This window comes from Pseudoxanthomonas kaohsiungensis (assembly GCF_010211765.1).
In the GTDB taxonomy this organism is placed as follows: domain Bacteria; phylum Pseudomonadota; class Gammaproteobacteria; order Xanthomonadales; family Xanthomonadaceae; genus Pseudoxanthomonas; species Pseudoxanthomonas kaohsiungensis.
Map to the genome: position 1 here is coordinate 163,316 of NZ_PDWO01000001.1, position 23,566 is coordinate 186,881.

Annotated in this window: 26 protein-coding genes and 2 pseudogenes; 13 read left to right on the forward strand and 15 right to left on the reverse strand. The window is 67.5% G+C overall.

Annotation, left to right across the window (positions count from 1 at the left end; all coding sequences use genetic code 11):
- Positions 1-13 precede the first annotated feature (13 nt).
- From CSC66_RS00790 to CSC66_RS00815, 6 genes are all read left to right on the forward strand, one after another.
- The gene (locus tag CSC66_RS00790; protein WP_162375385.1) at positions 14-1,393 is read left to right on the forward strand and encodes a replication-associated recombination protein A; all 1,380 of its coding nucleotides are present in this window, start codon (positions 14-16) and stop codon (positions 1,391-1,393) included.
- Between the two features lie 59 nt (positions 1,394-1,452).
- Entirely contained in the window at positions 1,453-1,839 is a 387-nt protein-coding gene (gene crcB / locus CSC66_RS00795) for a fluoride efflux transporter CrcB (RefSeq protein ID WP_162375386.1), read from the forward strand.
- A gap of 228 nt (positions 1,840-2,067) precedes the next feature.
- Positions 2,068-3,612 carry a phospholipase D family protein gene (locus CSC66_RS00800; protein ID WP_162375387.1) on the forward strand — a complete coding sequence of 515 codons (1,545 nt, stop codon included), beginning with the start codon at positions 2,068-2,070 and terminating at the stop codon, positions 3,610-3,612.
- Positions 3,613-3,708: 96 nt separating this feature from the next.
- Positions 3,709-4,293: a lipocalin family protein gene (locus tag CSC66_RS00805; protein WP_379655845.1), complete on the forward strand. Its 585-nt coding sequence runs from the start codon at positions 3,709-3,711 to the stop codon at positions 4,291-4,293.
- 65 nt (positions 4,294-4,358) lie between these two features.
- A complete protein-coding gene (locus CSC66_RS00810; protein WP_162375388.1) occupies positions 4,359-4,847 on the forward strand; it encodes a hypothetical protein in 489 nt (162 codons plus the stop codon).
- Positions 4,848-4,936: 89 nt separating this feature from the next.
- A complete protein-coding gene (locus CSC66_RS00815) occupies positions 4,937-5,272 on the forward strand; it encodes a zinc ribbon domain-containing protein YjdM (protein ID WP_162375389.1) in 336 nt (111 codons plus the stop codon).
- A 27-nt stretch (positions 5,273-5,299) separates the two neighbouring features.
- Here the strand turns inward: CSC66_RS00815 and CSC66_RS00820 are convergent, their stop codons facing one another.
- Positions 5,300-5,542: a DUF2789 domain-containing protein gene (locus CSC66_RS00820; RefSeq protein ID WP_162375390.1), complete on the reverse strand. Its 243-nt coding sequence runs from the start codon at positions 5,540-5,542 to the stop codon at positions 5,300-5,302.
- A 240-nt stretch (positions 5,543-5,782) separates the two neighbouring features.
- Between CSC66_RS00820 and CSC66_RS00825 the strand changes: the two genes are divergently transcribed.
- Positions 5,783-6,928 (forward strand): NAD-dependent epimerase/dehydratase family protein, encoded by a 1,146-nt coding sequence (locus tag CSC66_RS00825; protein ID WP_162375391.1) that lies wholly within the window; start codon positions 5,783-5,785, stop codon positions 6,926-6,928.
- Between the two features lie 35 nt (positions 6,929-6,963).
- Here the strand turns inward: CSC66_RS00825 and CSC66_RS00830 are convergent, their stop codons facing one another.
- A complete protein-coding gene (locus CSC66_RS00830) occupies positions 6,964-7,920 on the reverse strand; it encodes an SDR family NAD(P)-dependent oxidoreductase (RefSeq protein WP_162375392.1) in 957 nt (318 codons plus the stop codon).
- A 269-nt stretch (positions 7,921-8,189) separates the two neighbouring features.
- Here CSC66_RS00830 and CSC66_RS00835 point away from each other — a divergent pair, with 269 nt between their 5' ends.
- Complete coding sequence (locus CSC66_RS00835; protein ID WP_162375393.1) at positions 8,190-8,453, forward strand: DksA/TraR family C4-type zinc finger protein; 264 nt, start codon at positions 8,190-8,192, stop codon at positions 8,451-8,453.
- A 20-nt stretch (positions 8,454-8,473) separates the two neighbouring features.
- Here CSC66_RS00835 and CSC66_RS00840 read toward each other — a convergent pair whose 3' ends face one another.
- The 6 genes and pseudogenes from CSC66_RS00840 to motA form a co-directional block, all read right to left on the reverse strand.
- On the reverse strand, positions 8,474-9,073 hold the full coding sequence (locus CSC66_RS00840) for a mechanosensitive ion channel family protein (RefSeq protein WP_162375394.1): 600 nt from the start codon (positions 9,071-9,073) through the stop codon (positions 8,474-8,476).
- Positions 9,074-9,183: 110 nt separating this feature from the next.
- Complete coding sequence (locus CSC66_RS00845; RefSeq protein ID WP_238394188.1) at positions 9,184-10,266, reverse strand: sensor domain-containing diguanylate cyclase; 1,083 nt, start codon at positions 10,264-10,266, stop codon at positions 9,184-9,186.
- Positions 10,267-10,363: 97 nt separating this feature from the next.
- Positions 10,364-10,579, reverse strand: coding sequence for an RNA-binding S4 domain-containing protein (locus CSC66_RS00850; protein WP_162375396.1), 216 nt, complete (start codon positions 10,577-10,579; stop codon positions 10,364-10,366).
- A gap of 21 nt (positions 10,580-10,600) precedes the next feature.
- Positions 10,601-11,704 (reverse strand): transglutaminase domain-containing protein, encoded by a 1,104-nt coding sequence (locus tag CSC66_RS00855; protein ID WP_162375397.1) that lies wholly within the window; start codon positions 11,702-11,704, stop codon positions 10,601-10,603.
- Positions 11,705-11,924: 220 nt separating this feature from the next.
- Positions 11,925-12,731: pseudogene (gene motB, locus CSC66_RS00860) on the reverse strand (flagellar motor protein MotB); the annotation flags it as partial.
- 6 nt (positions 12,732-12,737) lie between these two features.
- Positions 12,738-13,592, reverse strand: a complete 855-nt coding sequence (gene motA, locus CSC66_RS00865; protein WP_162375398.1) for a flagellar motor stator protein MotA — start codon at positions 13,590-13,592, stop codon at positions 12,738-12,740.
- A gap of 165 nt (positions 13,593-13,757) precedes the next feature.
- Between motA and CSC66_RS00870 the strand changes: the two genes are divergently transcribed.
- Together CSC66_RS00870 and CSC66_RS00875 are read left to right on the forward strand one after the other, a co-directional pair.
- The gene (locus tag CSC66_RS00870) at positions 13,758-14,177 is read left to right on the forward strand and encodes a DUF1801 domain-containing protein (RefSeq protein WP_162375399.1); all 420 of its coding nucleotides are present in this window, start codon (positions 13,758-13,760) and stop codon (positions 14,175-14,177) included.
- Positions 14,178-14,242: 65 nt separating this feature from the next.
- Positions 14,243-14,587, forward strand: a complete 345-nt coding sequence (locus CSC66_RS00875) for a RidA family protein (RefSeq protein WP_162375400.1) — start codon at positions 14,243-14,245, stop codon at positions 14,585-14,587.
- Between the two features lie 191 nt (positions 14,588-14,778).
- Here the strand turns inward: CSC66_RS00875 and CSC66_RS00880 are convergent.
- The 7 genes and pseudogenes from CSC66_RS00880 to CSC66_RS00910 form a co-directional block, all read right to left on the reverse strand.
- Positions 14,779-15,141 (reverse strand): annotated as a pseudogene (locus tag CSC66_RS00880) (DUF6491 family protein); the annotation flags it as partial.
- Between the two features lie 381 nt (positions 15,142-15,522).
- Positions 15,523-17,199 (reverse strand): mechanosensitive ion channel family protein, encoded by a 1,677-nt coding sequence (locus tag CSC66_RS00885; RefSeq protein ID WP_162375402.1) that lies wholly within the window; start codon positions 17,197-17,199, stop codon positions 15,523-15,525.
- Between the two features lie 397 nt (positions 17,200-17,596).
- The gene (locus CSC66_RS00890; RefSeq protein WP_162375403.1) at positions 17,597-17,905 is read right to left on the reverse strand and encodes a hypothetical protein; all 309 of its coding nucleotides are present in this window, start codon (positions 17,903-17,905) and stop codon (positions 17,597-17,599) included.
- Positions 17,906-17,928: 23 nt separating this feature from the next.
- Entirely contained in the window at positions 17,929-18,552 is a 624-nt protein-coding gene (locus tag CSC66_RS00895) for a hypothetical protein (RefSeq protein ID WP_162375404.1), read from the reverse strand.
- Between the two features lie 8 nt (positions 18,553-18,560).
- Positions 18,561-18,890, reverse strand: a complete 330-nt coding sequence (locus tag CSC66_RS00900) for a hypothetical protein (RefSeq protein WP_202935565.1) — start codon at positions 18,888-18,890, stop codon at positions 18,561-18,563.
- Between the two features lie 48 nt (positions 18,891-18,938).
- On the reverse strand, positions 18,939-19,976 hold the full coding sequence (locus tag CSC66_RS00905; protein WP_162375405.1) for an SH3 domain-containing protein: 1,038 nt from the start codon (positions 19,974-19,976) through the stop codon (positions 18,939-18,941).
- 98 nt (positions 19,977-20,074) lie between these two features.
- Positions 20,075-21,109, reverse strand: coding sequence for a DNA-binding protein (locus tag CSC66_RS00910; RefSeq protein ID WP_162375406.1), 1,035 nt, complete (start codon positions 21,107-21,109; stop codon positions 20,075-20,077).
- A 283-nt stretch (positions 21,110-21,392) separates the two neighbouring features.
- Between CSC66_RS00910 and CSC66_RS00915 the strand changes: the two genes are divergently transcribed.
- Genes CSC66_RS00915 through CSC66_RS00925 form a run of 3 tightly spaced genes read left to right on the forward strand, consistent with a single transcriptional unit; the run spans position 21,393 to position 23,316 of the window.
- A complete protein-coding gene (locus tag CSC66_RS00915) occupies positions 21,393-21,689 on the forward strand; it encodes a type II toxin-antitoxin system RelE/ParE family toxin (RefSeq protein ID WP_162375407.1) in 297 nt (98 codons plus the stop codon).
- Positions 21,690-21,707: 18 nt separating this feature from the next.
- Positions 21,708-22,823, forward strand: coding sequence for a HigA family addiction module antitoxin (locus CSC66_RS00920; protein ID WP_162375408.1), 1,116 nt, complete (start codon positions 21,708-21,710; stop codon positions 22,821-22,823).
- Between the two features lie 13 nt (positions 22,824-22,836).
- On the forward strand, positions 22,837-23,316 hold the full coding sequence (locus tag CSC66_RS00925; RefSeq protein WP_162375409.1) for a hypothetical protein: 480 nt from the start codon (positions 22,837-22,839) through the stop codon (positions 23,314-23,316).
- The last annotated feature ends 250 nt before the right edge of the window (positions 23,317-23,566 follow it).

Below are 23,566 nucleotides of genomic sequence, written 5' to 3' on the forward strand. Positions count from 1 at the left end.
CTAGGATGGCGCGATGAGCCGCGCGCGCCGAAACGCTTCTTCCCCCGGGTCCGATGACGGCCTGCTGGCCGTGGACAGCGGGCGCCAGGACGCCATGCGTCCGCTGGCCGAGCGCATGCGGCCGCGCAGCCTGGACGAGATGGTCGGCCAGCGCCGCCTGCTGGCACCGGGCTCTGCGCTGCGCCGGGCGGTCGAATCGGGCCGCGTGCATTCGATGGTGCTGTGGGGCCCGCCGGGGTGCGGCAAGACCACCCTCGCGCTGCTGCTGGCCCGCTATGCCGACGCCGATTTCCGGGCGATCTCGGCGGTGCTGTCAGGCCTGCCGGACGTGCGCCAGGTGCTGGCCGAAGCGGCGCAGCGCTTCGCCGAGGGGCGCCGCACTGTCCTGTTCGTGGACGAGGTGCACCGGTTCAACAAGGGCCAGCAGGACGCGTTCCTGCCGCACATCGAGCGCGGCAGTATCGTCTTTGTCGGCGCCACCACCGAGAACCCGTCGTTCGAACTGAACTCGGCGCTGCTGTCGCGCTGCCGCGTGCACGTGATGGAAGCGGTGTCGGTGGACGACATCGCCGATGCGCTGCGGCGGGCGCTGGAGGACGGCGAACGTGGCCTGGGCGGGCAGGGCATCGAAGTGGAAAATGCGCTGCTGCGCGAGATCGCCGGCGCGGCCGATGGCGACGTACGCCGCGCACTGACCCTGCTGGAAATCGCCGCCGAGCTGGCCGCCGACGAGGGCGGCCGCGTCACCGAGGCGACCCTGATGCAGGTGCTGGCCGATCGCACCCGCCGTTTCGACAAGGGCGGCGAACAGTTCTACGACCAGATCTCCGCGCTGCACAAGTCGGTGCGCAGCTCCAATCCCGACGCGGCGGTGTACTGGCTGGCGCGGATGCTCGACGGCGGCTGCGATCCGGCCTACCTGGCGCGGCGCCTGACCCGGATGGCGGTGGAGGACATCGGCCTGGCCGACCCGCGCGCGCTGCAGATGTCGGTCGACGCCTGGGACACCTACGAGCGCCTGGGCAGCCCGGAAGGCGACCTGGCCTTGGCCCAGGTCGCGATCTACCTGGCCAGCACCGCCAAGTCCAACGCCGCCTACAACGCCTACAACGCGGCCAGGGCGGACGTGCGCCAGTACGGCACCGCCGAGGTCCCGCTGCACCTGCGCAACGCGCCCACGAAGCTGATGAAGCAGCTGGGCTACTCCAGGGGCTACCAGTACGACCACGACGCCGCGGGCGGGATCGCCCTGGACCAGACCGGGTTCCCGGACGCGATGGGCGAGCGCGTGTACTACGAACCGGTCGAGCGGGGCCTGGAGATCAAGCTCAAGGACAAGCTCGACCGGCTGCGCGCCGCGCGCAGCCAGGCGCGCCGCCCGTCCGGCGACTGATCCGCTACGCTTGGCCTCAGGCTGCCGGACAGGCACGGGCACGGAGCAGGGCAGTGGACATGGTTCGTTCCTTCATCGCGGTGGGCACCGGCGCGGCGATCGGCGCGTGGATGCGCTGGGGCCTTTCGGTCTGGCTCAATCCGTCGCGCAGCCCGATCCCGCTGGGGACACTCGCTGCCAACCTGGTCGGCGGTTACGTGATCGGCATCGCGCTGGGGTGGATCACCTACCGGCCCGGCGTGTCGCCGGAGTGGCGGCTGTTCCTGGTCACCGGACTGCTGGGCGGGCTGACCACGTTCTCGACCTTCTCCGCCGAGATCGTCCAGCACCTGACCCGGCAGCAGTACGGAACCGCGCTGCTCGGCGTGGCGGCGCACCTGTTCGGCTCGCTGCTGCTCACCGCACTGGGCCTGTACACCTACCGGCTGCTGCGCTTCGGCGCCTGAACCGGGCGTCCCGTCCGCCAACGATCGCCCGCCGCGGGCAGCGGCGCCACGCGGACGGCCGCGCGGGTCAAACCGGGATGTGACATGGACGGCGCATGCGCGGGGTGCGGGATTGTCGGCGGCGGATGTGCTATTCACCGCTCACGGCGCCATCGCAGGGGTGCGCCGGAAGGCACGGGCACCGGGGGAGGGGCCATGCGGGGAGCCGAAGGTCGTCGTCGCGGCAGGATGGCAGTCCGCTGCCCGTCCATCCCTCGCGCCTGCGCGTGGCTGGCGCTGGCGCTCCTGGCCGGCTGCGCGCAACTGCCGCCGCGCGCCGAAACCCCTCCCGATGCGCTGCTGCCCCCGGCGACCGAAGGCGCCATCGCCGAGCGCACGCTGCCGGCCGAGGCGGCGCATCCGGGGCAATCGGGTTTCCGCCTGGTCGGCGACGGCGCCGAAGCGTATGCCTTGCGTGCCTACAGCGCCCAGGCCGCGGTAACCGGCGTGGACATCCAGACCTACATCTGGCACGACGACCTCACCGGGCGGATGCTGGCGCGGCAGGCGCTGCAGGCCGCCGACCGCGGCGTCCGCGTGCGCATCCTCGCCGACGACCTGGATGCGCGGGCCAAGAATGCCGGCCTGGCCGCGCTCGATGCGCACCCGCGGATCGAGGTGCGGCTCTACAACCCGCTGGCCAGCCGCTCCGGCACGCTCAGCCTGGCCGGCGAGTTCGGCACCGGCTTCAAGCGGCTCAACCACCGCATGCACAACAAGAGCTGGATCGTCGATGGACGCATGGCGCTGGTCGGGGGCCGCAACCTGGGCAACGAGTACTTCGCCGCCAGCGACGGCCCGAACTTCGTCGACCTGGACCTGCTGATCGTCGGCCCGGCGGTCGGCGAGGTCGCGCGCAACTTCGAGCGGTTCTGGGATTCGCCTTCCAACTATCCGATCGCCCAGCTTTCCCCGGACCAGTCCTCGCCCGAACGCCTGCAGGCGCTGCGGGGCGTGCTCGAACAGGCCGCGGCCGACCTGCACGGCAGCCCGTACGCGCAGGTGCTGCGCGAGGATCCCAAGGTACAGCGGCTGCTGGAAGGCGGCGGCGCGCTGCACTGGAGTCCACGCTGGCGTTTCGTCAGCGACGATCCGCTCAAGGCCACGCTGCCGGCGGAGGAACGCTCGGAAGTGGTCAAGGTCCTGCTGCCGGAACTGCAGCGGGCGGCCCGGCGGCTGCTGGTCATCTCGCCTTACTTCGTGCCCGGCGCGCGCGGCACCGCCGAACTGGCGGCGGCGGAAGCGCGCGGGGCGACGGTGCAGGTGCTGACCAACTCGCTGGCGGCCAACGACGTCGCCGCGGTGCATGGCGGCTACAGCCGCTACCGGCGCCCGTTGCTGGAGCAGGGCGTGGAGATATGGGAGCTCAAGCCCGGCGGCGGTCCGGCCAACTTCAGCCTGAAGGGTTCATCGGGATCGAGCCTGCATACCAAGGCGATGGTGATCGATGACGGGACCATCTTCGTCGGCTCCTACAACCTCGATCCGCGCTCGACCTCGCTCAACAGCGAGCAGGGCATCCTGGTCGAGCACCCGGCACTGGCGTCCGAGCTGGCCGCGCTGTTCGCCCAGCAGACCGCGCCTGCGCATGCCTGGAAAGCCACCCTGGACGCGCAGGGCCGCCTGCGCTGGAGCGATGGCGACGCGACCTGGACCCGCGAGCCGGAGGCGACCGCATCGCAACGCGCGCAGGCCTGGCTGATGAGAGTGCTGCCGGTGGAGTCGCAGCTGTGACCGTATCCACGGTAGGCCGTCACGTGACGCCGCGATAACACCGGCGACACCGTCCCGTCACGCCGGCCCTGTCAACCTTTTTCCATCCGGAAACCCATGAGCCACCTGATGCGCGCTTCCACGACGATCGCCCTGGGCCTGGCCTGCCTGCTGGCCGTCCCCGGCAGGGCTGCGGCGCAACCGCCGATGCACAAGCCGGTGCCGGTGCTGGACCTGCAGCGTTATGCCGGCACCTGGCACCAGGTCGCGCACCTGCCCATGTTCTTCCAGCGCAAGTGCGCACGCGATACCACCGCCACGTACACGCCGAGGGAAGACGGCACACTTGAAGTGCGCAACACCTGCGTGCGCAAGGACGGCGAGCGGATCGAGGCGGTCGGCGTCGCCCAGCCCGTGCCCGGGGCGCCGGGGTCGCTGCGGGTGCGCTTCGCGCCCGGCTGGACCTCCTGGCTGCCGCTGGCCTGGGCGCCATACTGGGTGATCGCGGTGGATCCGGAGTACCGCTGGGCGATGGTCGGTGGTCCCGACCGGGACCACCTGTGGATCCTGTCGCGCGAACCCGCCCTGGCCCCCGAGCGCTACGCGGCGCTGGTCGAGCAGGCGCGCGACCTGGGTTATCCGGTGGATGAACTGCTAGTCGCCAACCCGGCCGATGGCATGGAAGCCACCGCTTCGCGCTGAGCAGTGGCGCAGGCGACGGGGCCGGCGCATGATCGGCGCGACGAACGTCGCCGAGGAGAACTTGCATGCACCTGCTTCCGTTCACCACCCGGACCGCATTGGGCGTCGCGCTCTGCCTCGCCATGGCCGCCTGCCAGGACCGGATCACAACAACGCCCACCCCCGCGCCGGCGGCCGAGACCGACGCGACCGCCATGCCCGACGCTGCGGCGCCGGCAGTGGAGTCGGAACTGGACGGCGAGCTGGTCGCCTCCACCAACGAGCCGTTCTGGCAGGCGCAGGTGCGTGGTCCGGGGCCGTCCCTGCTGCTGCGTGGAATCGAGGGCGAGCGGGAGCTGGCGGTGGCCAGCAGCCAGACCACCGGCGATACCCGCACCGTGCGCGCCGTCGATGCCAGCGGTGCGGTCGAGCTCACCGTCACGGCGGATCCCTGCCAGGACTCGATGTCCGGAGCGCAGTTCCCGTACAGCGCAGTCCTGGTCATCGATGGCGGCACGCCCATCAACGGCTGCGCCCGCCCGGCATCGATGCCGCCACCGGGCGAGCCGCAGTAGCCGGCGACACGGCGGCCTGAAGCCGCGCCACGGGCACGGTCGGTGGCGCGGGGTAAACTGTGCGGCCCCTGACGTCGAGTAAAACGGTCGTGCCTACGTTGCCGAGCTGCCCGCAGTGCGGGCTTGAGAACACCTATATCGATGGTGCGCTGTGGACCTGTCCCGATTGCGGGCACGAGTGGACCGCCGATCCGGTGACCGAGCAGGCCATGGTGGTGCGCGACAGCAACGGCAACCTGCTGGCCGCAGGCGATACCGTGGTCGTGATCAAGGATCTCAAGGTCAAGGGCTCCTCGATTCCGCTCAAGCAGGGCACGGTGATCCGCAACATCCGCCTGGTGGAAGACGACCCGCTGCACATCGAAGGCCACTCGGAGAAGATCAAGGGCCTGGTGCTGAAGACCGAGTTCCTGCGCAAGGCCTGATCGCCGCGTCGCCTGCTGCGGCCGGCCTCAGTGCGCCGGTGCGCGCAGCGCCAGGTTGAGCTGGTCGACCACGATCGCCCAGTCGGCATCGTCGATGCGTTCCTCGCGCAGCAGCTGCGCCTGCGCCGGCGTCCAGAACGGCGCTTCCTCCAGGCGGATGTCGTCGGCCAGCGGCGCATGCGTGGCGATGAAGGCACGGATGCTGGCCGCATCGTCCGGCAGTCCCAGCTGAGCGAACAGTTCGGAAAAGGCGTGGACGGTGGGTTCCATGGACGGGCTCCGGGCGGGCAGGGGACTGGGGAAGGGGACCATCGCATCGTGCCGGCGCGCCCATGAAGAGCTGGTCATCGAGTTTCAGTGGAGAGGCCGCCGGGACCGATCGCATCACCGTATGCCGGTCCGCCCCCCCACTTCCGTCATGGGCGGCCGTGCCGGAGGAATGCTATCAATCCCGACGCCATGGGGAGGCACGAACGGACCTTGCTCCCCTCCCGCCAGGAGAACAGCCGCATGCGCACCACACGTCGTGACCTGATCCGGATCGGCGCCCTGGCGGCCGCCGCCGCCACGCTTCCCGGATTCGCCGCCAACCCTGCGCCGGTGGCGCGCGCCGGCAAACCGCTGCGCATCCTGATCCTGGGCGGTACCGGGTTCACCGGACCGTTCCAGGTCGCCTACGCGCTGGCGCGTGGCCACCAGGTGACCCTGTTCAACCGCGGCAAGCGCCCCTCGCCGGAATGGCCGGGCGAGGTGGAGCAGCTGCACGGCGACCGCAACGCCGGCGACCTGTCGGCGCTCAAGGGCCGCACCTGGGACGTATGCATCGACAACCCGACCAGCCTGCCGTTCTGGGTGCGCGATGCCGGCCAGGTGCTGGCCGGCAATGTCGGCCACTACCTGTTCATTTCGACCATCTCGGTCTATGCCGACGGCAGCAGGCCGGGCATTACCGAGGATGCGCCGCTGGCCGCCTACAAGGGCGCCGATGCGATGGCCGAGACCCAGCAGACGCTGATGGCCGACATCGAGAACCTCTACGGCGCGCTCAAGGCGCTCAGCGAGGCCGAGGCGCGCAAGCAGTTCGGCGATGCGGTGACCATCGTGCGACCGGGCTACATCGTCGGCCCGCGCGACGAGACCGACCGCTTCACCTACTGGCCGCACCGCGTGGCCCAGGGTGGCGAGGTGCTGGTGCCCGGCGATGGCAAGGATCCGATCCAGGTCATCGACGGCCGCGACCTGGGCGAGTGGATGATCCGGCTGGCCGAAGCCCGCACCTTCGGCACCTTCAACGCCGTCGGCCCACGCGAGCCGCTGCTGATGGACGCCATGCTCGAGGCCAGCAAGCGCGTCACCGGAAGCGCGGCCAGCTTCACCCACGTCAGCCCGGCCTTCGTCGAAGAAAAGCAGATCGAACTGCCGATCTGGGTGCCGCGCGACCAGGGTCCGTACGGCGGCTATGGGCAGGTCAGCAATGCCCGCGCCGTCGCCGCCGGGCTGACCTTCCGGCCGCTGGACACCACCATCAGCGAGCTGCTGGCCTGGCTGGCCTCGCAGCCCGCCGAACGCCAGGCCAAGCTGCGCGCGGGCATCAGCCGCGAGAAGGAAGCCGAACTGCTCAAGGCCTGGCACGCGCTGCCCAAGCCGGCGGCCTGAGCCGCACGCGCGGGCGTTGCGGGCCAGGATGGGGATCAGGCGTTACGCGCGACCAGTTCGTGCGACACCGCCCACAGGCGCGCGGCCATCGCCGCGTCCTGTTGCTGGGCGCTCTGCTCGCCGGCGGTGAAGTCGCGCAGGTAGGCGCCGCTGACTCCGGCCATCGCCGGGTGGACCGCTGCATAGCACGGCGTTGCCGCCCCTTGCGCAGGCGTGCGCGCATCTTCGCGGTAGTTGTTGCCGCTGTTGCGCAGGATCGCGGTGCGGGTGTGGCCCGGGGTGACGCAGTTGCTGGTCGCGCCGGTGCCTTGCAGGCGCCGCGCCAGCTCCAGCGAGAACAGGCCGTTGGCCAGCTTGGAATGGCTGTAGCCCCTGCGGTACCAGCCTTCACCGGAAAGGCGGGCGAACTGGATCCCGCCTGCCGGCGCATTCCGATGGTCGCCGCTGCCAAGCACGATCACGCGCCCCTGCGCCGCGACCACGCGGTCGAGCAACTGCTCGGCCAGCAGGAAATGCCCCAGGTGGTTGACCACGAACTGCTTCTCCAACCCGTCCACTTTCTCCCAGTCGTCGAGCACGATGCCGGCGTTGCAGACCAGCGCATCCAGGCGCGGGGCAAGCTGGTGCACCTGCGCGGCGCAGTCGCGCACCGAGCGGACGTCGGCCAGGTCCAGCACCACCGGCGTGGCCCGGCCCGACACGCTGGCACAGGCCGCCTTGCCCTTGTCGGATGTGCGCGCGGTGCCGATCACGTGCGCGCCACGCAATGCCAGCACGCGCATCGTCTCCAGGCCGATCCCGGAGTTGCAGCCGGTCACCAGGATGGTCCTGCCGCGCAGGTCCAGGCCGGCGGTGGCCTGCTCGGCGGTCGAACCGGCGGACAGGGCCGCGGGTGCGGGCGGCACCTGGGCTCTGGCCGGGGACGGCAACGCCAGCGCCAGCGGCGCGAGCGCACCGGTCCACAACAGGTGACGGCGCAGCAGATCGGGCATCGGGGTTCCTGCGGGGGCATGCGGAAGGGGCCAGCCTCGCCACTCGCGATCGGGCATGCAAGTCTCGACCCCGGCGCCGGGATCCATGCGGGCGATTCAGGTAAAAAAAGCGCTTGCCCGCCGCCAGTCAGGTGGCGCGGCAGGCGGGTGTCGTCCGGGGACGGACGGCTGGTCAAACCGGGCGCGGTTGGTCAGGAGGACGGCCTTAGGCTTTGTTCAAGTCGCTCCGGGCACGCTGTCGTGGAAGGCGACGCATCCAGGAGAACGACATGGCGACCGGGTGGGCAGGCGACGGGGCGGTCAATGACCAGATCGACGCGACGGTGAAGGACGCGGTCGAGCGCGCGCGCCGCCAGCTGCCGACGGGGCCCGGCCTGGAACGCTGCGAAGAATGCGATGCGCCGATTCCGCCGGCGCGGCGCAGGGCCATACCGGGGGTACGCCTGTGCGTGGCCTGCCAGGAGGCGCATGACCAGGAAAACGGCTTCAGCGCCTACAACCGCCGCGGCAGCAAGGACAGCCAGCTGCGTTGACGCGCGTGCGCCGGCCTGGCTCAGCCGTCGCCTGAAGGGGCAGGGGGCAGCCACCGCGCCGGCACGCCCTGGCCCCGCCAGCGGCGCACCGTCCGCTGGAAGAACAGGCTGTTGGGAACCTGCAGCACGCTGCCCTCGTCGCTGGCGTCGGCGCCCACCTCCAGCAGCGTGGTGTAGATCAGGTTGATGTCGACCACGCGGCCCTTGAGCCCGGGCTTCTCGCCGTTCTCCAGCAGTTCGATGTGGTCCTGCAGCCGGAACGGCCGGGTGCTGAAGATCAGCACCGTGCAGAAGATGTTCGACAGCACGCTCCAGGCGGCGAAGAACGCCACCGCGCCGACCGCGGCGAAGCCGGTGAACGCGGTCCACAGCACCGTGCCGGAGACGCCCATGCGTTCGAGCACCAGCAGTACCGCCGCGCAGCTGATCAGCGTGGCCGACACCCGCCGCAGCACCGTGGCCATCTCCAGCGGCAGGCCACGGTTGGCCACCAGGCGCCGGACGATGGCCCGGACCAGCCGTTGCAGCAACCAGGCCACCGCCAGGACCAGCAGCACTTCGCCGATCGGCAACACCGTGCCGAGCCAGTCCTGTACCCAGGTGGGCAAACGCTCCGTCATCACGTTCCTCGTCGTGCCAGTGGCTCGTGCGGCCTGCGGCGGCCCATTCTAGGAGATGGGCGGCCGGACAGGCCGGCAGGCGGCAGCCAAGGATGCGGGAACCTGGACCGTCATTGGATGCCAGCCGCGTCGGCCACCACCACCCGGTTGCGTCCGGCATGCTTGGCCGCATAGAGCGCCGCGTCGGCCGCCTCCAGCCATTCGCGCACGCTGGCATGGCGCGGATCGGCTTGCGCCACGCCCACGCTGATCGAACAGGACAGGCCTGGCAGGCGCAGCGTCGCCGCGGCGGCCTCCAGGTCGCGGCGCATGCCCTCGGCCAGGCCACGCGCGGTGTCGCGATCGACGCCCGCGAGCACGACCGCGAACTCGTCGCCACCGAAGCGACCCGCGCTGTCGTGCTCGCCCAGGCGGCGACGCAGCACGCCGGCCACCAGGCGCAGTACGTCGTCCCCGGAGGCGTGGCCGTACTGGTCGTTGATGTCCTTGAACCGGTCGATGTCGAGCATCAGCAGTGCGGCCGGCGCCCCTTGCTCGCGCAGGCGCCGCAGGGTGGCGTCGGCCTGCTGCTGCCAATGGCGGCGGCCGGCCAGCCCGGTGAGCGCGTCCACCCGGTGCAGGCGGTCCAGTTCGCGGTTCTGCTCGCGGATCCGGCCGATCATGCGGTTGGCGGCCAGGCTCACCGCGATGGTGTGGATCAGCAGCATCGGCAGGCACGCCAGGATCACCGCCATGCTGGTGACCGGCTGCAACGCCGGTCCGGCGATCACGCAGCCCAGCGCCATGCCGGCCAGGACCACCGGCAGCGACTGCAGCCACAGGCGCGGGATGCCGGTGCTGATCTTGTCCACCGTCGCCAGCGTCAACAGCAACACGCTCGGCAACAGGTTGAAGTGCATCAGGGGCACCCACAACCCCGCCAGGGCGGAATCGAACAGCAGGTTGCGCACCTCGGTCCGGTGCGGATGACGGCTGCGCAGTGCCAGCCACAGCGCCAGGTGCGGCCACAGCAGGGCGGTGAAGACCAGCCAGGCCCAGCAGGCAGCGGGGGCATCGATCTCATGCAGCACTACCGCCAGCGGCAGGCCGCCCAGGCCCATGCCGAGGATGCGCAACGGATAGACCCGGCGCGGCATGCGCGCCAGTCGTTCGGGCGCCACGCTCGAAAGCGCGGCACCCGGCAAGGCGGCCACCTCTGGTTCCGGGGAAGCCCGTGTCGGCATGCGGCGTCCCCCTCGCGCACGATCCGAGGCGCCATGATACCGGTCCGCGGGCCGGCGGGCGGCCGGATCAGCCCGCCGGTACCACCCGGATCTCCACGCCGTGGCACCGCACACGTTGCCCGGCCCGGATCTTGCACGTCTTGCGCAGCTCCACCGTGCCGTCCACGCGCACTTCGCCAGCGGCGACCAGGGCCTTGCCCGCGCCGCCGCTGTCACAGAGACCCGCCAGCTTCAGCAGCTGGTTCAACTCGACGTATTCGCCTTCCAGTTCGAAATCGACCATCCATGCCTTCCGTTGTCGTGTTCAGGGCACGAACTGGCTGGAAGCCTGCTCGCGCCAGCGGCGCAGCCCGTCGAGCTTCTGCCGGTAGACGCTGCGTACGCTTTCGTTGCCGCCCAGCGTATAGGCGCGACCCAGCTCACGCTGCGCGCGGGCCAGGTCGCCGGACAGGAAATAGGCCCGGGCCAGGCCGAAGTGGAACTGGTGCTCCTCGCCCTGCAGCGCGATCGCGCGCCGGTAGCGGGCGATCGCGCAATCGTAGTCGCCGCTGTTCTCGCATTCCAGCGCCAGCATGAACTGGTGGAACGGATCGGTGCGCTGTACCCGGTCCAGGCGCCATTCGTAGCGCCGCTGCATCGCTTCATCGCCGTTGCGGCGATAGAGGGTGACCAGGTTGCTCAGGGTGGCGGCGTGGTCCTTCTTGAGCCGCAGCGCGGTCAGGTAGGCGCGTTCGGCGCCGCGCGCGTCGCCCTCGCGCAGCAGCAGCACGCCCAGGTTGTTCCAGGCCGGGACGAAGGTCTTGTCGTCCTCCAGCGCGGCCCGCAGCAGCGCATACGCGCCCGGCGCATCCCCGGAAGCCATCCGCTCGGCGCCGCGGTTGTTGTGGAAATGGGCCATCGCGCGGCGGTCATCGATGCTGCGCGGGCGGTTGCGGGCGGCCAGGATGTTGGTGTCCACGTCCACCACCTGCCACTGCATGGTGGTGCGGACGCCGACGTTGACGTGGTTGGCGTTGTAGATCACGCCCTCGTCCTGGTACCACGCCAGCACTTCGCCGACTTCCTGCACCTGCGCCTCCAGCCCGGCTTCGCGCGCCAGCGCCACGAACAGCAGGGTGAAGGACAGGCAGTTGGCCTTGCGGTCCTGGTAGACCTGGGCCACCGTGCGGGTGACCTCGTTGTCGTACTCGAGCGCCAGGCCATCGTCGCCGAACACGTAGTCGGCGAGCCGTTCGAGCTGTTCGTTGCGCGTACCGCCGGGTTCGACCACGCGCGCGTGGACCTCGGCGCGCAACGGCGCCGGCACGGCCATGACCTGTTCGATGGTGGGAACCGCCGCCGGTGTCCCGGCGTTCGTCGCCTGCGGCGCGAGCGCCAGCGCGGCCATCAATGTCAATGCAGGCAGCATGGCACCCTCCCGGATGAGCCGACCATGCCCCGAGTGTATGCCTATAAGGGCGCGCTGGCGGGGGGGCGGGAGACGCCAGCGGTGGTACCAATTCAGGCGCCGTTGCGATCGCCTGCGTCGCCGGGTTCGCCGGCGCGCTCGCCAGCGCGTCCATGCCGGCATCGGGCGTCCGGTTCAGGACCACGATGCTGATGCGGCGGTTCGTCGGCGCGCGCGGATCGGCGCGGTCGAACGGCACCGAGGAGGCCAGCCCGACCACGCGCGCGATCCGGGCCTCGTCCAGGCCGCCCTCCAGCAGCGCCCGTCGGGCGGCGTTGGCCCGGTCGCTGGACAGCTCCCAGTTGCCGTATCCACGCGGCGCCTGGAACGGCGTCTCGTCGGTATGGCCGGCGAGCGCGATCTTGTGCGGCGTGCCGGACAACAGGGTGCCCAGTTCGTGCATGACCTCGACCGTGTAGTCCTTCATGCTCGAACTGCCGAGGTCGAACATCGGCCGGTTCATGCGGTCCACGATCTGCACCCGCAATCCCTCCGGCGTGAGGTCGATCAGCAACTGGTCCTTGAACGGCGCCAGCGCCTGGCTCTTCTCGATCGCCGCTTCCAGCTCCTTGCGCAGCTCGTCCAGCTGGCGACGGTCCTCGGCCGCGGCCGCCGCGCGCGCGTCTTCCTGCGCGTCGGTGGGAATACGGCTGCGCGTGGCCTCGCCCGGGTCGCCGACGCGCGGCCCCACGCCACCGGGCATCGACAGCGCATTGGCGGTCGGGATCATCTTGTCCGAGGCGCCGCCCGGGCCAAGCGAGCTGGTCCCGGGAATGGCGGCGGTGCCCTCGACCGCGCTGGGGTTCTTGAAGTACTCGGACACCGCCGCCTTCTGTTCCTTGCTGGCGATGCCCACCAGCCACATGACCAGGAAGAACGCCATCATCGCGGTGACGAAGTCGGCGTAGGCGACCTTCCAGGCACCGCCATGGTGGCCGCCGGCGGTCTTCTTGATCCGGCGGATGATGATCGGCTGGGTCTTGTCCATGGCCGCTCAGCGGTTGCCGCGCAGGTGCGCTTCCAGGTCGGCGAAGGCCGGGCGCACGTCGGAGAACAGCAGCTTGCGGGCGAACTCCACCGCCACCGTCGGCGGGTAGCCGCGCAGGCTCGACACCAGCGCCATCTTGATGATCTCGAACGCCTTGCCTTCCTCGTGCGCGCGGTGCTGCATCGAGGCCGCCAGCGGGCCGACGAAGCCGTAGCCCAGCAGGATGCCCAGGAAGGTGCCGACCAGCGCCGCGGCGACGTGGTGGCCGATCTCGGCGACCTCGCCGCCGATGGCGGCCATGGTGATCACGATGCCCAGCACCGCCGCGACGATGCCGAAGCCGGGCAGGGAGTCGGCGAGCACCTGCAGCGCATGCGCCGGCTCCACCGCCTCCTGGTGGTGGGTCTCGACTTCGATCTCCAGCAGCTGCTCCAGCTCGTGGGGCTCCATGTTGCCGCTCACCATCAGCCGCAGGCAGTCGGTGGTGAACTCCATCAGGTGGTGGTCGGCCAGCAACCTGGGGTACTTGGAGAACACCGGGCTGGACCCGGGGTTGTCGATGTCCTTCTCGATCCCGATCATGCCTTCTTTGCGCGCCTTGACCAGCACGTCGTAGATCATCGACAGGATGTCCACGTAGTCCGAGCGTTTGTAGCGCGCGCCCTTGAGCAGGCCGGGGATGCCGAGCAGCGCGCCCTTGACCACCTTCAGCGGGTTGGCCACGAGGAACGCGCCGAACGCCGCGCCGCAGATGATCAGCACCTCGTAGGGCTGCCACAGCGCGCCGAGCTTGCCGTGCGAGAGCACGAACCCCCCGAGCACGCTGAGGATCACGATGATGAAGCCGACGATGATGAGCATGGGGGGCGCGCACGTGGGTGTCGTTGCCGTATCGGCGCGGCGGGCCCGAAGTTAAGCCCGGGCGCGCGGCCGCGTACACTCGCAGCCGGCAGGCCGGGCCGGGCAGCCGCGCCGGCGGCCCGGGCGGCGCGCCGCCAGCCAGCGGCAGATCGAGGAGACCGGCCCATGGCCAGCGAACCCAAGACCCGACCCACCGCCATGTCGCTGGACGCGTGCCTGGCCGGACTCGACGAGGCCCGGCGCGAGGACGCCCGCCAACTCGCCGCGCTGATGCAGTCCGTCACCGGGGAACCGCCGGTGGTGTGGGGCGGCAACATCGTCGGCTTCGGCCAGTACGCGCAGCGCTACGCGGACGGCCGGCTCCAGCCCTGGCCCCTGCTCGGTTTCTCGCCGAAGGGCAGGGAGCTGTCGCTCTACGTCATGGATGGCTTCACCGGGCGCGAGTCCCTGCTGGCCAGGCTGGGACGCCACCGCATCGGCAGGTCGTGCCTGTACCTGCGGCGCCTGGCCGACGCCTCGCCGCAGGTGCTGCGCGAACTGCTGGAGGCCAGCGCCGCGGCCCTGGAACCCCAGCGCATCCGCTGAGGCGCGCCGGTGTATGCTGCGCCGCCGCCGCCGGCGGTCCTATCGCCCCTGCCAGGAGATTCCCCGTGATCCAGCGTTTCGATGTCGGCCCGCGCATGTCCGAACTGGCCGTGTACAACGGCGTGGCCTACCTGGCCGGACAGGTGCCCGAGGACGCGTCCCTCGACATCGTCGGCCAGACCCGCCAGGTACTCGAGGCGATCGACACGCTGCTGGCCCAGGCCGGCACCGACAAGACCCGGATCCTGCGCGCGCAGATCTACCTGGCCGACATCGCCGACTTCGCCGGCATGAACCAGGCCTGGGACGCGTGGGTTGCACCGGGCCATACGCCGCCGCGGGCCACCGTCCAGGCGCCCCTGGCCGACCCGCAGTGGAAGGTCGAGATCGTGGTGACCGCCGCCGCCTGAGCGGGGCCAGGCGCCCGGCACTAGCGGCCGGACGCAGCCGGCAGGCGCGCCAACCCGCGGTGCGCACCCCACGCGAGGCGGCCATACAGCGCGGACGTGGTCGCGGCGTACGCGATCGCCGCGCCGACGGTTCCCCGGCACCGCGACCACCCGCAGCCTGCCGATCGGCGGCGTGCGCGCGGATGGATGGGTCAGTCTTCCTCGGGCACCACGTCCGCCGCGCGCTCGATCACGCTGGCCTCGCGCAGTTCGCGCTTGGCCTCGCTCAAGGCCCGGCCGTCGAGCGGGCGGGCGCTGGATATCCGGCACGGCTGCGAGATGGCCGAGCCGTTGGCCGCGCGCGGCTGCACGCTGTCGAGCCGCGGGTTGACCATCCCCATGGAGTTGCTGATGGTGATCGAACTGGCCAGGGACAGACCGGCACAGCGCGTACGGAACTCGAGCAGGTAGCCTTGCACCGAGGTGTTCCAGATGGCCAGGGCCTGGTCGCCCAGCGGCGTCCAGCGGTTGACGCCGGCGACGCGGCTGATCTGGAAGCTGGCCACGGGTGGCCCGGCGTGTGCGCGTTACAGGTCCAGGCGCTCGGCCGTGCTGAGGGAAGGGCCCGAATGGGCACACGCGGCAAGCGATGACACCAGCGCCGACAGGACCATGATCCGCATCATGAAGCTCACCCCTGGACCAACGACGGGAAGGGACTTGCCTGGCGCCCAACATCGCGCCGCGCTGGCGCCGCGTCAAGGGCGGGTGCAGCGTCGCGCGGCATCTGTCGGAACGGCCGCGTGTAGCCCACCTGCGTCTTCCATGTCGCCTGATGACATCGCTTTACCAGGCCGGTGAGGCCGCAGCGTCCGGGCCGGCGTGGCGGCGCTCGCCGCCGGGATTACCGGAGGAGTAGGGCGGGGATGGCGCGGTCGCCGCGCCGCGAGCCGCGGTCAGTCCAGGCGCGAGGGCGCGTCCGTCGGCGGCGCCGGGACCGGCAGTCCTTCCCAGTGTTCGCGCGGGACCAGTTTCGGCCGGTCGGGATCGGCCTCGTAGTTGGGCGACATGATCTGCACGCCCTCGGCGTTGAAGGCGTCCTGGATCTGCGCATGCAGTTCGCTCAGGACCGGGAACCGCCGCAGCGGGTCGGCCACGCGCACCCGCAACCGGTAGTCGACATAGAAGTCCGAAAGCGCCGTCTGCAGCACGAACGGCGCCGGCTCGCGCGCCACGCCCGGCGTGCGCGAGGCCGCGGCGAGCAGCAGCCGGTGTACCTGCCGCCACGGCGTGTCGTAGCCGATGGTCACGCCGGTCTCCATCCACATCCCCGGCCCGTCGGGATGGCGCGAGAAGTTGTGCAGCTGGCCACCGAGGACGACATTGTTGGGAATGCTGACCTCCACCCCGGCGGCGGTGCGCAGGCGGGTGGTGAACAGGCCGATCTGCAGCACCACGCCTTCGACCTCGCCGCTGCGCACGTAGTCGCCGACCGACATCGTGCGCGAGTAGAGGATGGTGAAGCCGCCGGCGGCCTGGCCGACGATGCCCGAGGCACCCAGCGAGACCATCAGGCCGACCAGCACGCTCAGGCCCTTGAAGGCATCGGTGTCCGAACCGGGCAGGTAGGGATAGGCCATCGCCAGCGCGAACAGCCAGATGATCACGTTGACCAGCTTGCGGGTGGGCTCGGCCAGCACCTGGTCGATGCCGAACAGCTGGAACCGGCCTTCGGCCACGCCGCGGAAGGTCAAGCTGACGGTGTGGGTGAGCAGCCGCGCCAGCAGGAAGATCAGGATCGCCGCGAACAGGCCGGGCAGGGCACCGGCGATCGCATGTCCCCAACCGCGCAGCAGGTCCAGCATCCAGCCGGTCATCGCGTCGGCCCAGGGCCGGGTGAAACCGAACTGGCCCAGGGTGAAGCGCAGCCATTCTTCGGCGACCAGGAACAGCGCCACCGCGACCAGGATGCGCAGCAGCCAGTCGCCGACGATCCGCACCCCCGTGAGCAGATGCCGCACCGAGCCCGGGGAAGCGGCCTCTTCGGTGCGCTGGAGCCAGCGCTTGACGCGCCCGCGCAGCCGCCTGCCCAGCCACAGCACGCCCAGGGCCGCGGCGATCGCGATGGCCGTGCCCAGCACGGTCCACAGCACGCCACGAAGCAGCCTCGCGGGCGCCTGTTCGCGCTGGGCAGTGGTCACCGCATCGCCGAGGCGCCGCGCCACGCCGGCGCGGGCCTGGGCCATCGTCTCGCCGTTGAGCACATCCAGGTCCGCGGGCGTCAGGATCATGGTCAGCTCGTCGCCCAGCAGCACGAGCGTGCCTTCGGATGATTCCTTGAACTCGATCTTCGCCGGGGTGCCTCGTTCGACCACGCGGCGGATCGTCGCTTCGCTGGTTCGCGCCCGCAGTTCTGGCCCACGCCCGAGGAACTCGCTGCGGAGGGTGACGATGTCGCGGTTGTAGAAGCGGACCGTCGCCTCGGCAGCCGGCGAGCTGGCCGGCGCGGAGGCCTGGCCCGCGCCAGTGGCCAGCACCGGGGACGATGTCGCCGGCGTCGCGGCGGACGTGCCACCGGCGGATAGCAGCAGGCCGGCCAGGATCCCCAGGAGTACCGCGCGGACCTGAAGCATCGTCCTCAAGCTTCGCGTCGCTCGCGCCATGGCTGCCCCGGTATCGAGTACGGGGAACACGACACTGACCCTGGCCACGACCCCGGACCCGTGGCGCGGCCAGATTTACCTCAGGCCCGGGAAGGCCGCCATAGGCCGTGGGGGCAATAGCCTCGAGTCCATAAGACATAATGCACATTATGCGAAATACAGGGTGGGCCCGGTATTTCGTAACTGAGGGTCGGCCGGGAATCGTTACAAATACAGCCGCATAGTGGCTATCGCTTTGAAAAACAAAGGAGTTCTTGTTCTTGACGTAGGCCGCGCAAGCCTTGCCTGATTGCCGACCACGGCGGCTTGAGAGCCTGCCGCACTCAAACTGGCCCAATGCTATCCGTGCACTGGAGCGCTGAAGATGTCACGTTTTGAGGTAGCTGTCGCACAGGGCAATTAGCCTAACAACAGGAGGCTCGATTGCGTCGAGTCGGCCTAGAAGCACCTGCCGGACATCCGAGATTTGAGGGTTGTTGGGAATGAGTTCTGCAGGACTCTCCCACATCCATTCCTCAAGAACCGAATACAACCACTCAGGATCAGATTCGGCTACTTCTCTGCGCGTTGGCACATACATGCCGAGGCGGACGAACGGGTTGTTGGGGCCGTGAGAAGCTCGAGCGGCACTAAAGGCACTTTCAGGCATGCCAAACCGATCATCAGGGTCTTGCATTGCAGTGCTCCCTAAAGATTCGCCTACTGTCGCTTCAGCCACTCCTGGATGAAGCCGAGCAGATCAGGGTAGTTCAACGTCTCAATGTCCAAGCCGGCTTCATTACAGATATCTGATAGCTCAGCATCAAATCTCTGATAGGCCTCAAACACCTTCCGCTCGCCCGGTATATTTGTTCGTTTGGATTCTTGAGATAGCCAGTTTCGGACGACTCTGGTCAAAGTCCGAGGATTTCCGTTGTGGGCGGTTGGATCTTGGCCAGCAATATCCGACAGGCACTTCTGGGTTGTGTAACGAGTGTGCTCAAGGATGAGGAGCGATCTGGACGCGTACGATCTTCCAGCGAGTTTCTTGCAGCCGATCACCATCCCCAGTTCAAATGGCATGTTGAAGCGCGGAAGGTTGTTCACGCTATCGAGTTCAACTGCCGACAAGTCATGAATGCTGTACGACGATTCACGAACAAGTCGTACGATTTTATCCAGGCGGACATCACCGCCGTCAGCTGCTTCCAACGCCGTGCGTGGCCTGAATCCACAGGCAACTACGGTAAACAGCATGCACTGAAAAAGCTGTTTGAAGTCGTCAGAAAAGGGACAATTGATAAAAACGAAATCAGGGTCGACGACCACTTTCGCCCGTGCCATTGGTGCCCCTATTTCTTCTTCGAGGCCACTTTACGAACTGCCGACGAGCGCTCAGCCTTGGTCAGCGAGCTGCCATAAATGGGAAACGATTTGACGGGAAAACTCCCTGCTTGCGACAGCACGCTACCGGCCAAAGATTTGCTCGACTTTGAGCTGCGCTTGTCGTTCATGACTTCCGAGGCCTTGGTGGCCACCTTCGACGACGTCTTCTTGTCGGTACGCGTTTGCGACAGCGCGCTTCCCGCTAGCGATTTTGCGGTCTTCGTAGCGTAAGGGTCACGCATCACTTTTGACGAATGGCTGGCCAGCTTCTCGCTCGTCTTTTCTTTCTTTGTCATCGAAGTTGGCCTCATTTAGAGACAAATATAGCAAATCCGTTCCCACTTCTATGGCGACGGATTCTCATCCGAACCCGGATCGATCGTGGATGTTCGTTGACGCGTCAGGTACTTCTTTAGCACCCAGCCTTCGACATCACGCTCTTCAAGGTGGTTGCGGTACCTGATCTTGATCCAACGACCCTGCTCTCCTGTGGCTATCACTTCTTGATTGGGGTAGGCCAGATCTAGAGTGAGCCCTTTGCTTATAGCCGATTTCACCCTTACTTCCCTGGGGCCCACCACATAGCGGGCCTGGGGAATGGGCGAATGATTCGCCAAGGACGCGATCGCAGCAAGCAATTGTTCGTGATACTTCCGCTCTTCTTGAGCGGCACGCGCACTATCAATTTGTTGTTGGGCTGCTTGCTCACGAGCAAAACGCCCCTGTGCATGTGTTTCGATCATCGTCAGAACGGTCAAAAGTGTGCTCAGCACCCAAAACAGGGCATTCCACTGCTCCCAGGTTATCCCTATGGCCCGGATCTGTTGCTTAGTGGCTCCTGTTGGGGGGAGGTTCGCTATGGCGACGTTGACATCTTCCAAGCGACTGCCCAAGGAGTCCCACTCCGGATCGTCATCGTCCGGTAAGGACTGCAGCATCCTCTGGACATGCTCGACCGTTGCTTCCATCTGGGAGGCCCAGGGAGCAATCTGTTCAAGTTTCAGCCGTTCTACCAGGTCGAGGAACGGATCAGTGAAGCTTGCAATCTGATCCAACAGCTTGCGGTTCTTCTCGAAAACGTCATTAAACGATTCGGTGGCGCGGCGAGCTTCGTCGAGCCACGAGAGTGTTTGGCTTGGATCCCAGTATTTGCTCACCTCAAGCATGCGCGATGAAGAAATAAGATCCCTGTACCGATCCATGAGATCTTGCTGTGCGCTGGCACGATCCAGGATCGATTGGTATGCGGCCGATGGTTTCAGCAGGCGTTCGCGCCAGCGCTCCTGCTCTTCGATGAAGGACTGGACAGCACTGTACGAGGCGCCCATGGCGTTCTGGAAAAACTGGTGCTGTCTTGCAATCTGTGTGATGTCGAAGGGCATGGCACGGTCTGCGTCGCAGCCACGGTAGTCAGGATCGATTGTAGACATGCCAGAGGCGGTATTGCTGAAAGCCGCCTCCTACGCTCCTTGGCCCGACCTTACCTCTTGGCCTTCTCGCTGGCCGAGACCCCGGCGTCGCTTTGGCGCAGTTGCACCAATAGTTGGTCAATGGCCTGCTGGTGCCCTTGCAGCCGCGAGGCTTGGGCTTCAGCGGACTCCCGCCGATCACGCTCTCTGGCCAGCTCGGTACGCACCTGTGCCAGCTCAGCCTCCAGGGATTCCAAGGCCTGGTGGTCCTGATTCCAACGAACCTGCAGGGCGCGGTGCTCAGATGCGGTCAAGCGCAGTGCATCGAGTTCGGCCTGCTGGGCCTCATGGGCCTGCCGGGTTAGCGACACTTCTCTCTCCAGTCGGCCATGTCGCTCAAGCCACTGGCCGTTGTCGCGATTGAGCAGGAGCAGCTCTTGATTCTTCGTGGCCAACGTCTCGTTGGCCTGCCGTAGGGCCAGCTGAAGCTCCTGTAGCTGGTGTTCATGCCGGCGCTGCTCCTGATCGCGCTGTTCCTTCGCCGTGGTGCGGTAGTGCTCCAGCGCTTCGCGGGCATGTGCATGCTTCTCTTCCAGAGACTGGGCATGGGCCTCGTGTTCGGCCAGCCGCGTCGTCAGGCCGGCAATGCGTTCGTGAAGCTGGGCAACCTCGGTTGTGCGGGCGCCGAGCTCGCGGCCAGTAGCCTCGTGAGCCTGACGCTCGGCCTGCAGGGCCGTTTCCGTGCGCTGGAGCTGGTTGCTGAGGGCGGCGGCCTCCTGTCGGCCTTGCTCGATCGCCTGGTCGCGCTCCTGAACCCGGGCTGTGAAGCGTTGCTGGGCTTCGTCGAGGCGCTCTTCGGCCTCCTCATGCAGGCGCGTGGCCAAGCGAGTGACCAGGTCCTGCAATGCCTCGCTGACCGCTGCCTTCGCTCCCACCGGACGACCTTCTTCCCCCTCCAGTTCCCGGAGGTAGCGGTGGATGGTGGTTTTCGAGCCGGTGTTGCCCAGCGCCACACGCACGGCGTCCACAGAAGGGTTCTTGCCCTGCGCCAGCAAGCTGTCGCGAGCACGCTGCACGTCACCTTTGTACAAGCCTGATCGGGCCATAAGCCAACCCTCCGCGTTATTTCGTAATGTATTACATACCATGTAATTACATGCTAATCAACGAGCGAAGTTCCCTAGGACTTAGGGCCCATAGTGAGGCGGGATAATATTGGATTATCCCGTGTGATCCCGGTTTTCGGATCGAACCAGGGGTCAACCAGTACGAAATCGAGGATCCGGCTTGAGGGAGGCCGTAGCTAGAGCACACGTTGCAAGGACTTGCAACTAAAAGTTGCGCTTATTACACTAAGTGTAAAAGACGCATATCGAGGTTGCCGACCGCATGGAAGTCAGGTTTGAGGATCCCACTCTGGAACGCTTGGAGGCAGATCCCAACTTCACCAACGGCATGGACGGCGCCTTAGTTAAGGCCTTTCGCAAGCGCCTACAGTTCATCCGCGCCGCCTCGGACGAGCGCGCCTTTTATGCCATGAAGTCGCTGCACTACGAAAAGCTCCAGGGCGACCGGGCCGGGCAGCGTTCCATGCGCCTGAACGATCAATGGCGGCTGATTGTCCGCCTCGAAGAAGACGATGCAGGGAAGCAAGTCGTCGTTGTCTCCATTGCCGATTACCACTAACACCCCCGAGGACACGCCATGAACACGTTCGCCGAAATCTTTCCACCGGGCGAATTCCTGCGTGAGGAGCTGGAGGCGCGCAATTGGTCTCAGACCGAGCTGGCCGAGATCATGGGTCGCCCGGTGCGCCTGATCAACGAGATCATCGCCGGCAAGAAGGCGATCACGCCCGAGACGGCCATCCAGCTGGGTGAGTCGCTGGGCACCGGTGCGGAGGTGTGGATGAACCTGGAGAGCCAGTACCAGCTCTCCAAGGTTCGCCTGGCTGACAACCTGATCGCCCGCCGTGCCGACCTGTACAACCGCTTTCCCGTGCGGGAGATGACCAAGCGCGGCTGGATCACCGCCAGTAAGAGCATCGAGGTGCTTGAGCAGCAGTTCTTGGAGTTCTTCGACATCACGCGTCTGGATCAGCCACTCACCTTTTCTCATGCCGCCCGCAAGACGGATGCCGAGGCTGCCCCCACTGCCTTGCAACTGGCTTGGCTGCGCCGGGCCCGCCAGGTTGCCAGTGAATTGGTCAACGGTGCCTACGACGAGGGGGCATTGCGCTCGGCGCTGCCGCGATTGTCGGCGCTGCGGACGGCTCCGGAGGAAACCCGGCACGTGGCCCGGATTCTGGACGAGTGCGGGGTGCGCTTCGTGATCGTAGAACCCATTGCCGGCACCAAGATCGACGGCGCCTGTTTCTGGCTGGCCGAAGACCGGCCGGTGGTGGCCATGACCTTGCGCCTGGATCGGATCGACAACTTCTGGTTCGTACTTCGCCATGAACTGGAGCATGTCCTCCAGCGCCACGGTCGCGATCGTGGCTACATCTTGGATCAGGAGATCGACTCCGAACCGAGCGATCAGATCAGCGAGGAAGAAAAGGTCGCCAATAAGGAGGCGGCCCAGTTCTGCGTCGACCAAACCGAGATGAGTGGTTTCGTGGCTCGGGTCGCCCCGTTCTTCAAGGAGGAGCGTGTCCTGCAGTTCGCTCAGCGCCTGAACATTCATCCAGGCCTGGTCGTTGGCCAGCTGCAGCGTCGCCTACGCCGGTTCGACTTGTTCCGGAAGCACCAGGTCAAGGTGCGCTCTTTTGTCACCAGCTCAGCCCGTACCGACGGCTGGGGCGTGGTCCAGACCGACTGAAGGAGGTACCGCAATGTCCGCTTATACCAATCAGGTGAAAGACTACGTCGAGCGCTACAAGGCCGAGACGGGCAACGACGGCCTCCTCGACCCCCACGACGTCGCAGCTTGGGCCTTGCACAACGGACTGCATAAGCCCAACCCGAAAACGATCATTGACGCTATCGCGGCGGACATTGCCCAAGTCTGGCGCGAAGAATATCGAACCGACAAGCACGGGCGCCGGTATCGGGCCAAGCACGCGGCCACCCACAAGAAGGGTAACAAGACCCTGTCGCTTTGGGCCGACCTGGACGACCCAGAGGCGCCGCACAACCACTTCGTGCGTTCCTTCGCCCAGCGCCGCCAGCAGATCGTCGGAGACTGTCTGCAACTGAAGACCGACGTGGATGTCTACAACGACAAGCGCGAGCCGGACGAACCGATCCAGGTCCCGCTCGACTTCACGCTCGACGTGGCCGAGCTGCAGCAGCCGCTGCGCAAGGTTGCTTGAACTTCCTCCAGTCGCGCCCCACCGTGGCAGGCGCGATTGGGCTTCCTTAGTCGCCACGGAAAGGAATCGGTGATGTCCAAGCGCGAACAATCGGGGCCGAAGGTCACCAGGACCGCCTCATCGGTCCTGCGGGATCCGGGCGCCAGCAAAACCGCCAAGTCCCTGGCCGGCAGTGCCTTGGCCCAGGCAAATACGTCCAAGCAGTCATCGGCTAAGACGGCGACCACTGCGGCCCTCCAAGGGCCTGCCG

What these genes read in the sequence shown, in the direction of transcription:
- CSC66_RS00790 (WP_162375385.1), top strand. Translation starts at nt 14, where the DNA reads ATGAGCCGCGCGCGCCGAAACGCTTCTTCCCCCGGGTCCGATGACGGC.
- crcB (WP_162375386.1), top strand. Translation starts at nt 1,453, where the DNA reads ATGGTTCGTTCCTTCATCGCGGTGGGCACCGGCGCGGCGATCGGCGCG.
- CSC66_RS00800 (WP_162375387.1), top strand. Translation starts at nt 2,068, where the DNA reads ATGGCAGTCCGCTGCCCGTCCATCCCTCGCGCCTGCGCGTGGCTGGCG.
- CSC66_RS00805 (WP_379655845.1), top strand. Translation starts at nt 3,709, where the DNA reads ATGAGCCACCTGATGCGCGCTTCCACGACGATCGCCCTGGGCCTGGCC.
- CSC66_RS00810 (WP_162375388.1), top strand. Translation starts at nt 4,359, where the DNA reads ATGCACCTGCTTCCGTTCACCACCCGGACCGCATTGGGCGTCGCGCTC.
- CSC66_RS00820 (WP_162375390.1), bottom strand. Translation starts at nt 5,542, where the DNA reads ATGGAACCCACCGTCCACGCCTTTTCCGAACTGTTCGCTCAGCTGGGA.
- CSC66_RS00825 (WP_162375391.1), top strand. Translation starts at nt 5,783, where the DNA reads ATGCGCACCACACGTCGTGACCTGATCCGGATCGGCGCCCTGGCGGCC.
- CSC66_RS00830 (WP_162375392.1), bottom strand. Translation starts at nt 7,920, where the DNA reads ATGCCCGATCTGCTGCGCCGTCACCTGTTGTGGACCGGTGCGCTCGCG.
- CSC66_RS00835 (WP_162375393.1), top strand. Translation starts at nt 8,190, where the DNA reads ATGGCGACCGGGTGGGCAGGCGACGGGGCGGTCAATGACCAGATCGAC.
- CSC66_RS00840 (WP_162375394.1), bottom strand. Translation starts at nt 9,073, where the DNA reads ATGACGGAGCGTTTGCCCACCTGGGTACAGGACTGGCTCGGCACGGTG.
- CSC66_RS00850 (WP_162375396.1), bottom strand. Translation starts at nt 10,579, where the DNA reads ATGGTCGATTTCGAACTGGAAGGCGAATACGTCGAGTTGAACCAGCTG.
- CSC66_RS00855 (WP_162375397.1), bottom strand. Translation starts at nt 11,704, where the DNA reads ATGCTGCCTGCATTGACATTGATGGCCGCGCTGGCGCTCGCGCCGCAG.
- motA (WP_162375398.1), bottom strand. Translation starts at nt 13,592, where the DNA reads ATGCTCATCATCGTCGGCTTCATCATCGTGATCCTCAGCGTGCTCGGG.
- CSC66_RS00870 (WP_162375399.1), top strand. Translation starts at nt 13,758, where the DNA reads ATGGCCAGCGAACCCAAGACCCGACCCACCGCCATGTCGCTGGACGCG.
- CSC66_RS00885 (WP_162375402.1), bottom strand. Translation starts at nt 17,199, where the DNA reads ATGCTTCAGGTCCGCGCGGTACTCCTGGGGATCCTGGCCGGCCTGCTG.
- CSC66_RS00890 (WP_162375403.1), bottom strand. Translation starts at nt 17,905, where the DNA reads ATGCAAGACCCTGATGATCGGTTTGGCATGCCTGAAAGTGCCTTTAGT.
- CSC66_RS00895 (WP_162375404.1), bottom strand. Translation starts at nt 18,552, where the DNA reads ATGGCACGGGCGAAAGTGGTCGTCGACCCTGATTTCGTTTTTATCAAT.
- CSC66_RS00900 (WP_202935565.1), bottom strand. Translation starts at nt 18,890, where the DNA reads ATGACAAAGAAAGAAAAGACGAGCGAGAAGCTGGCCAGCCATTCGTCA.
- CSC66_RS00905 (WP_162375405.1), bottom strand. Translation starts at nt 19,976, where the DNA reads ATGCCCTTCGACATCACACAGATTGCAAGACAGCACCAGTTTTTCCAG.
- CSC66_RS00910 (WP_162375406.1), bottom strand. Translation starts at nt 21,109, where the DNA reads ATGGCCCGATCAGGCTTGTACAAAGGTGACGTGCAGCGTGCTCGCGAC.
- CSC66_RS00915 (WP_162375407.1), top strand. Translation starts at nt 21,393, where the DNA reads ATGGAAGTCAGGTTTGAGGATCCCACTCTGGAACGCTTGGAGGCAGAT.
- CSC66_RS00920 (WP_162375408.1), top strand. Translation starts at nt 21,708, where the DNA reads ATGAACACGTTCGCCGAAATCTTTCCACCGGGCGAATTCCTGCGTGAG.
- CSC66_RS00925 (WP_162375409.1), top strand. Translation starts at nt 22,837, where the DNA reads ATGTCCGCTTATACCAATCAGGTGAAAGACTACGTCGAGCGCTACAAG.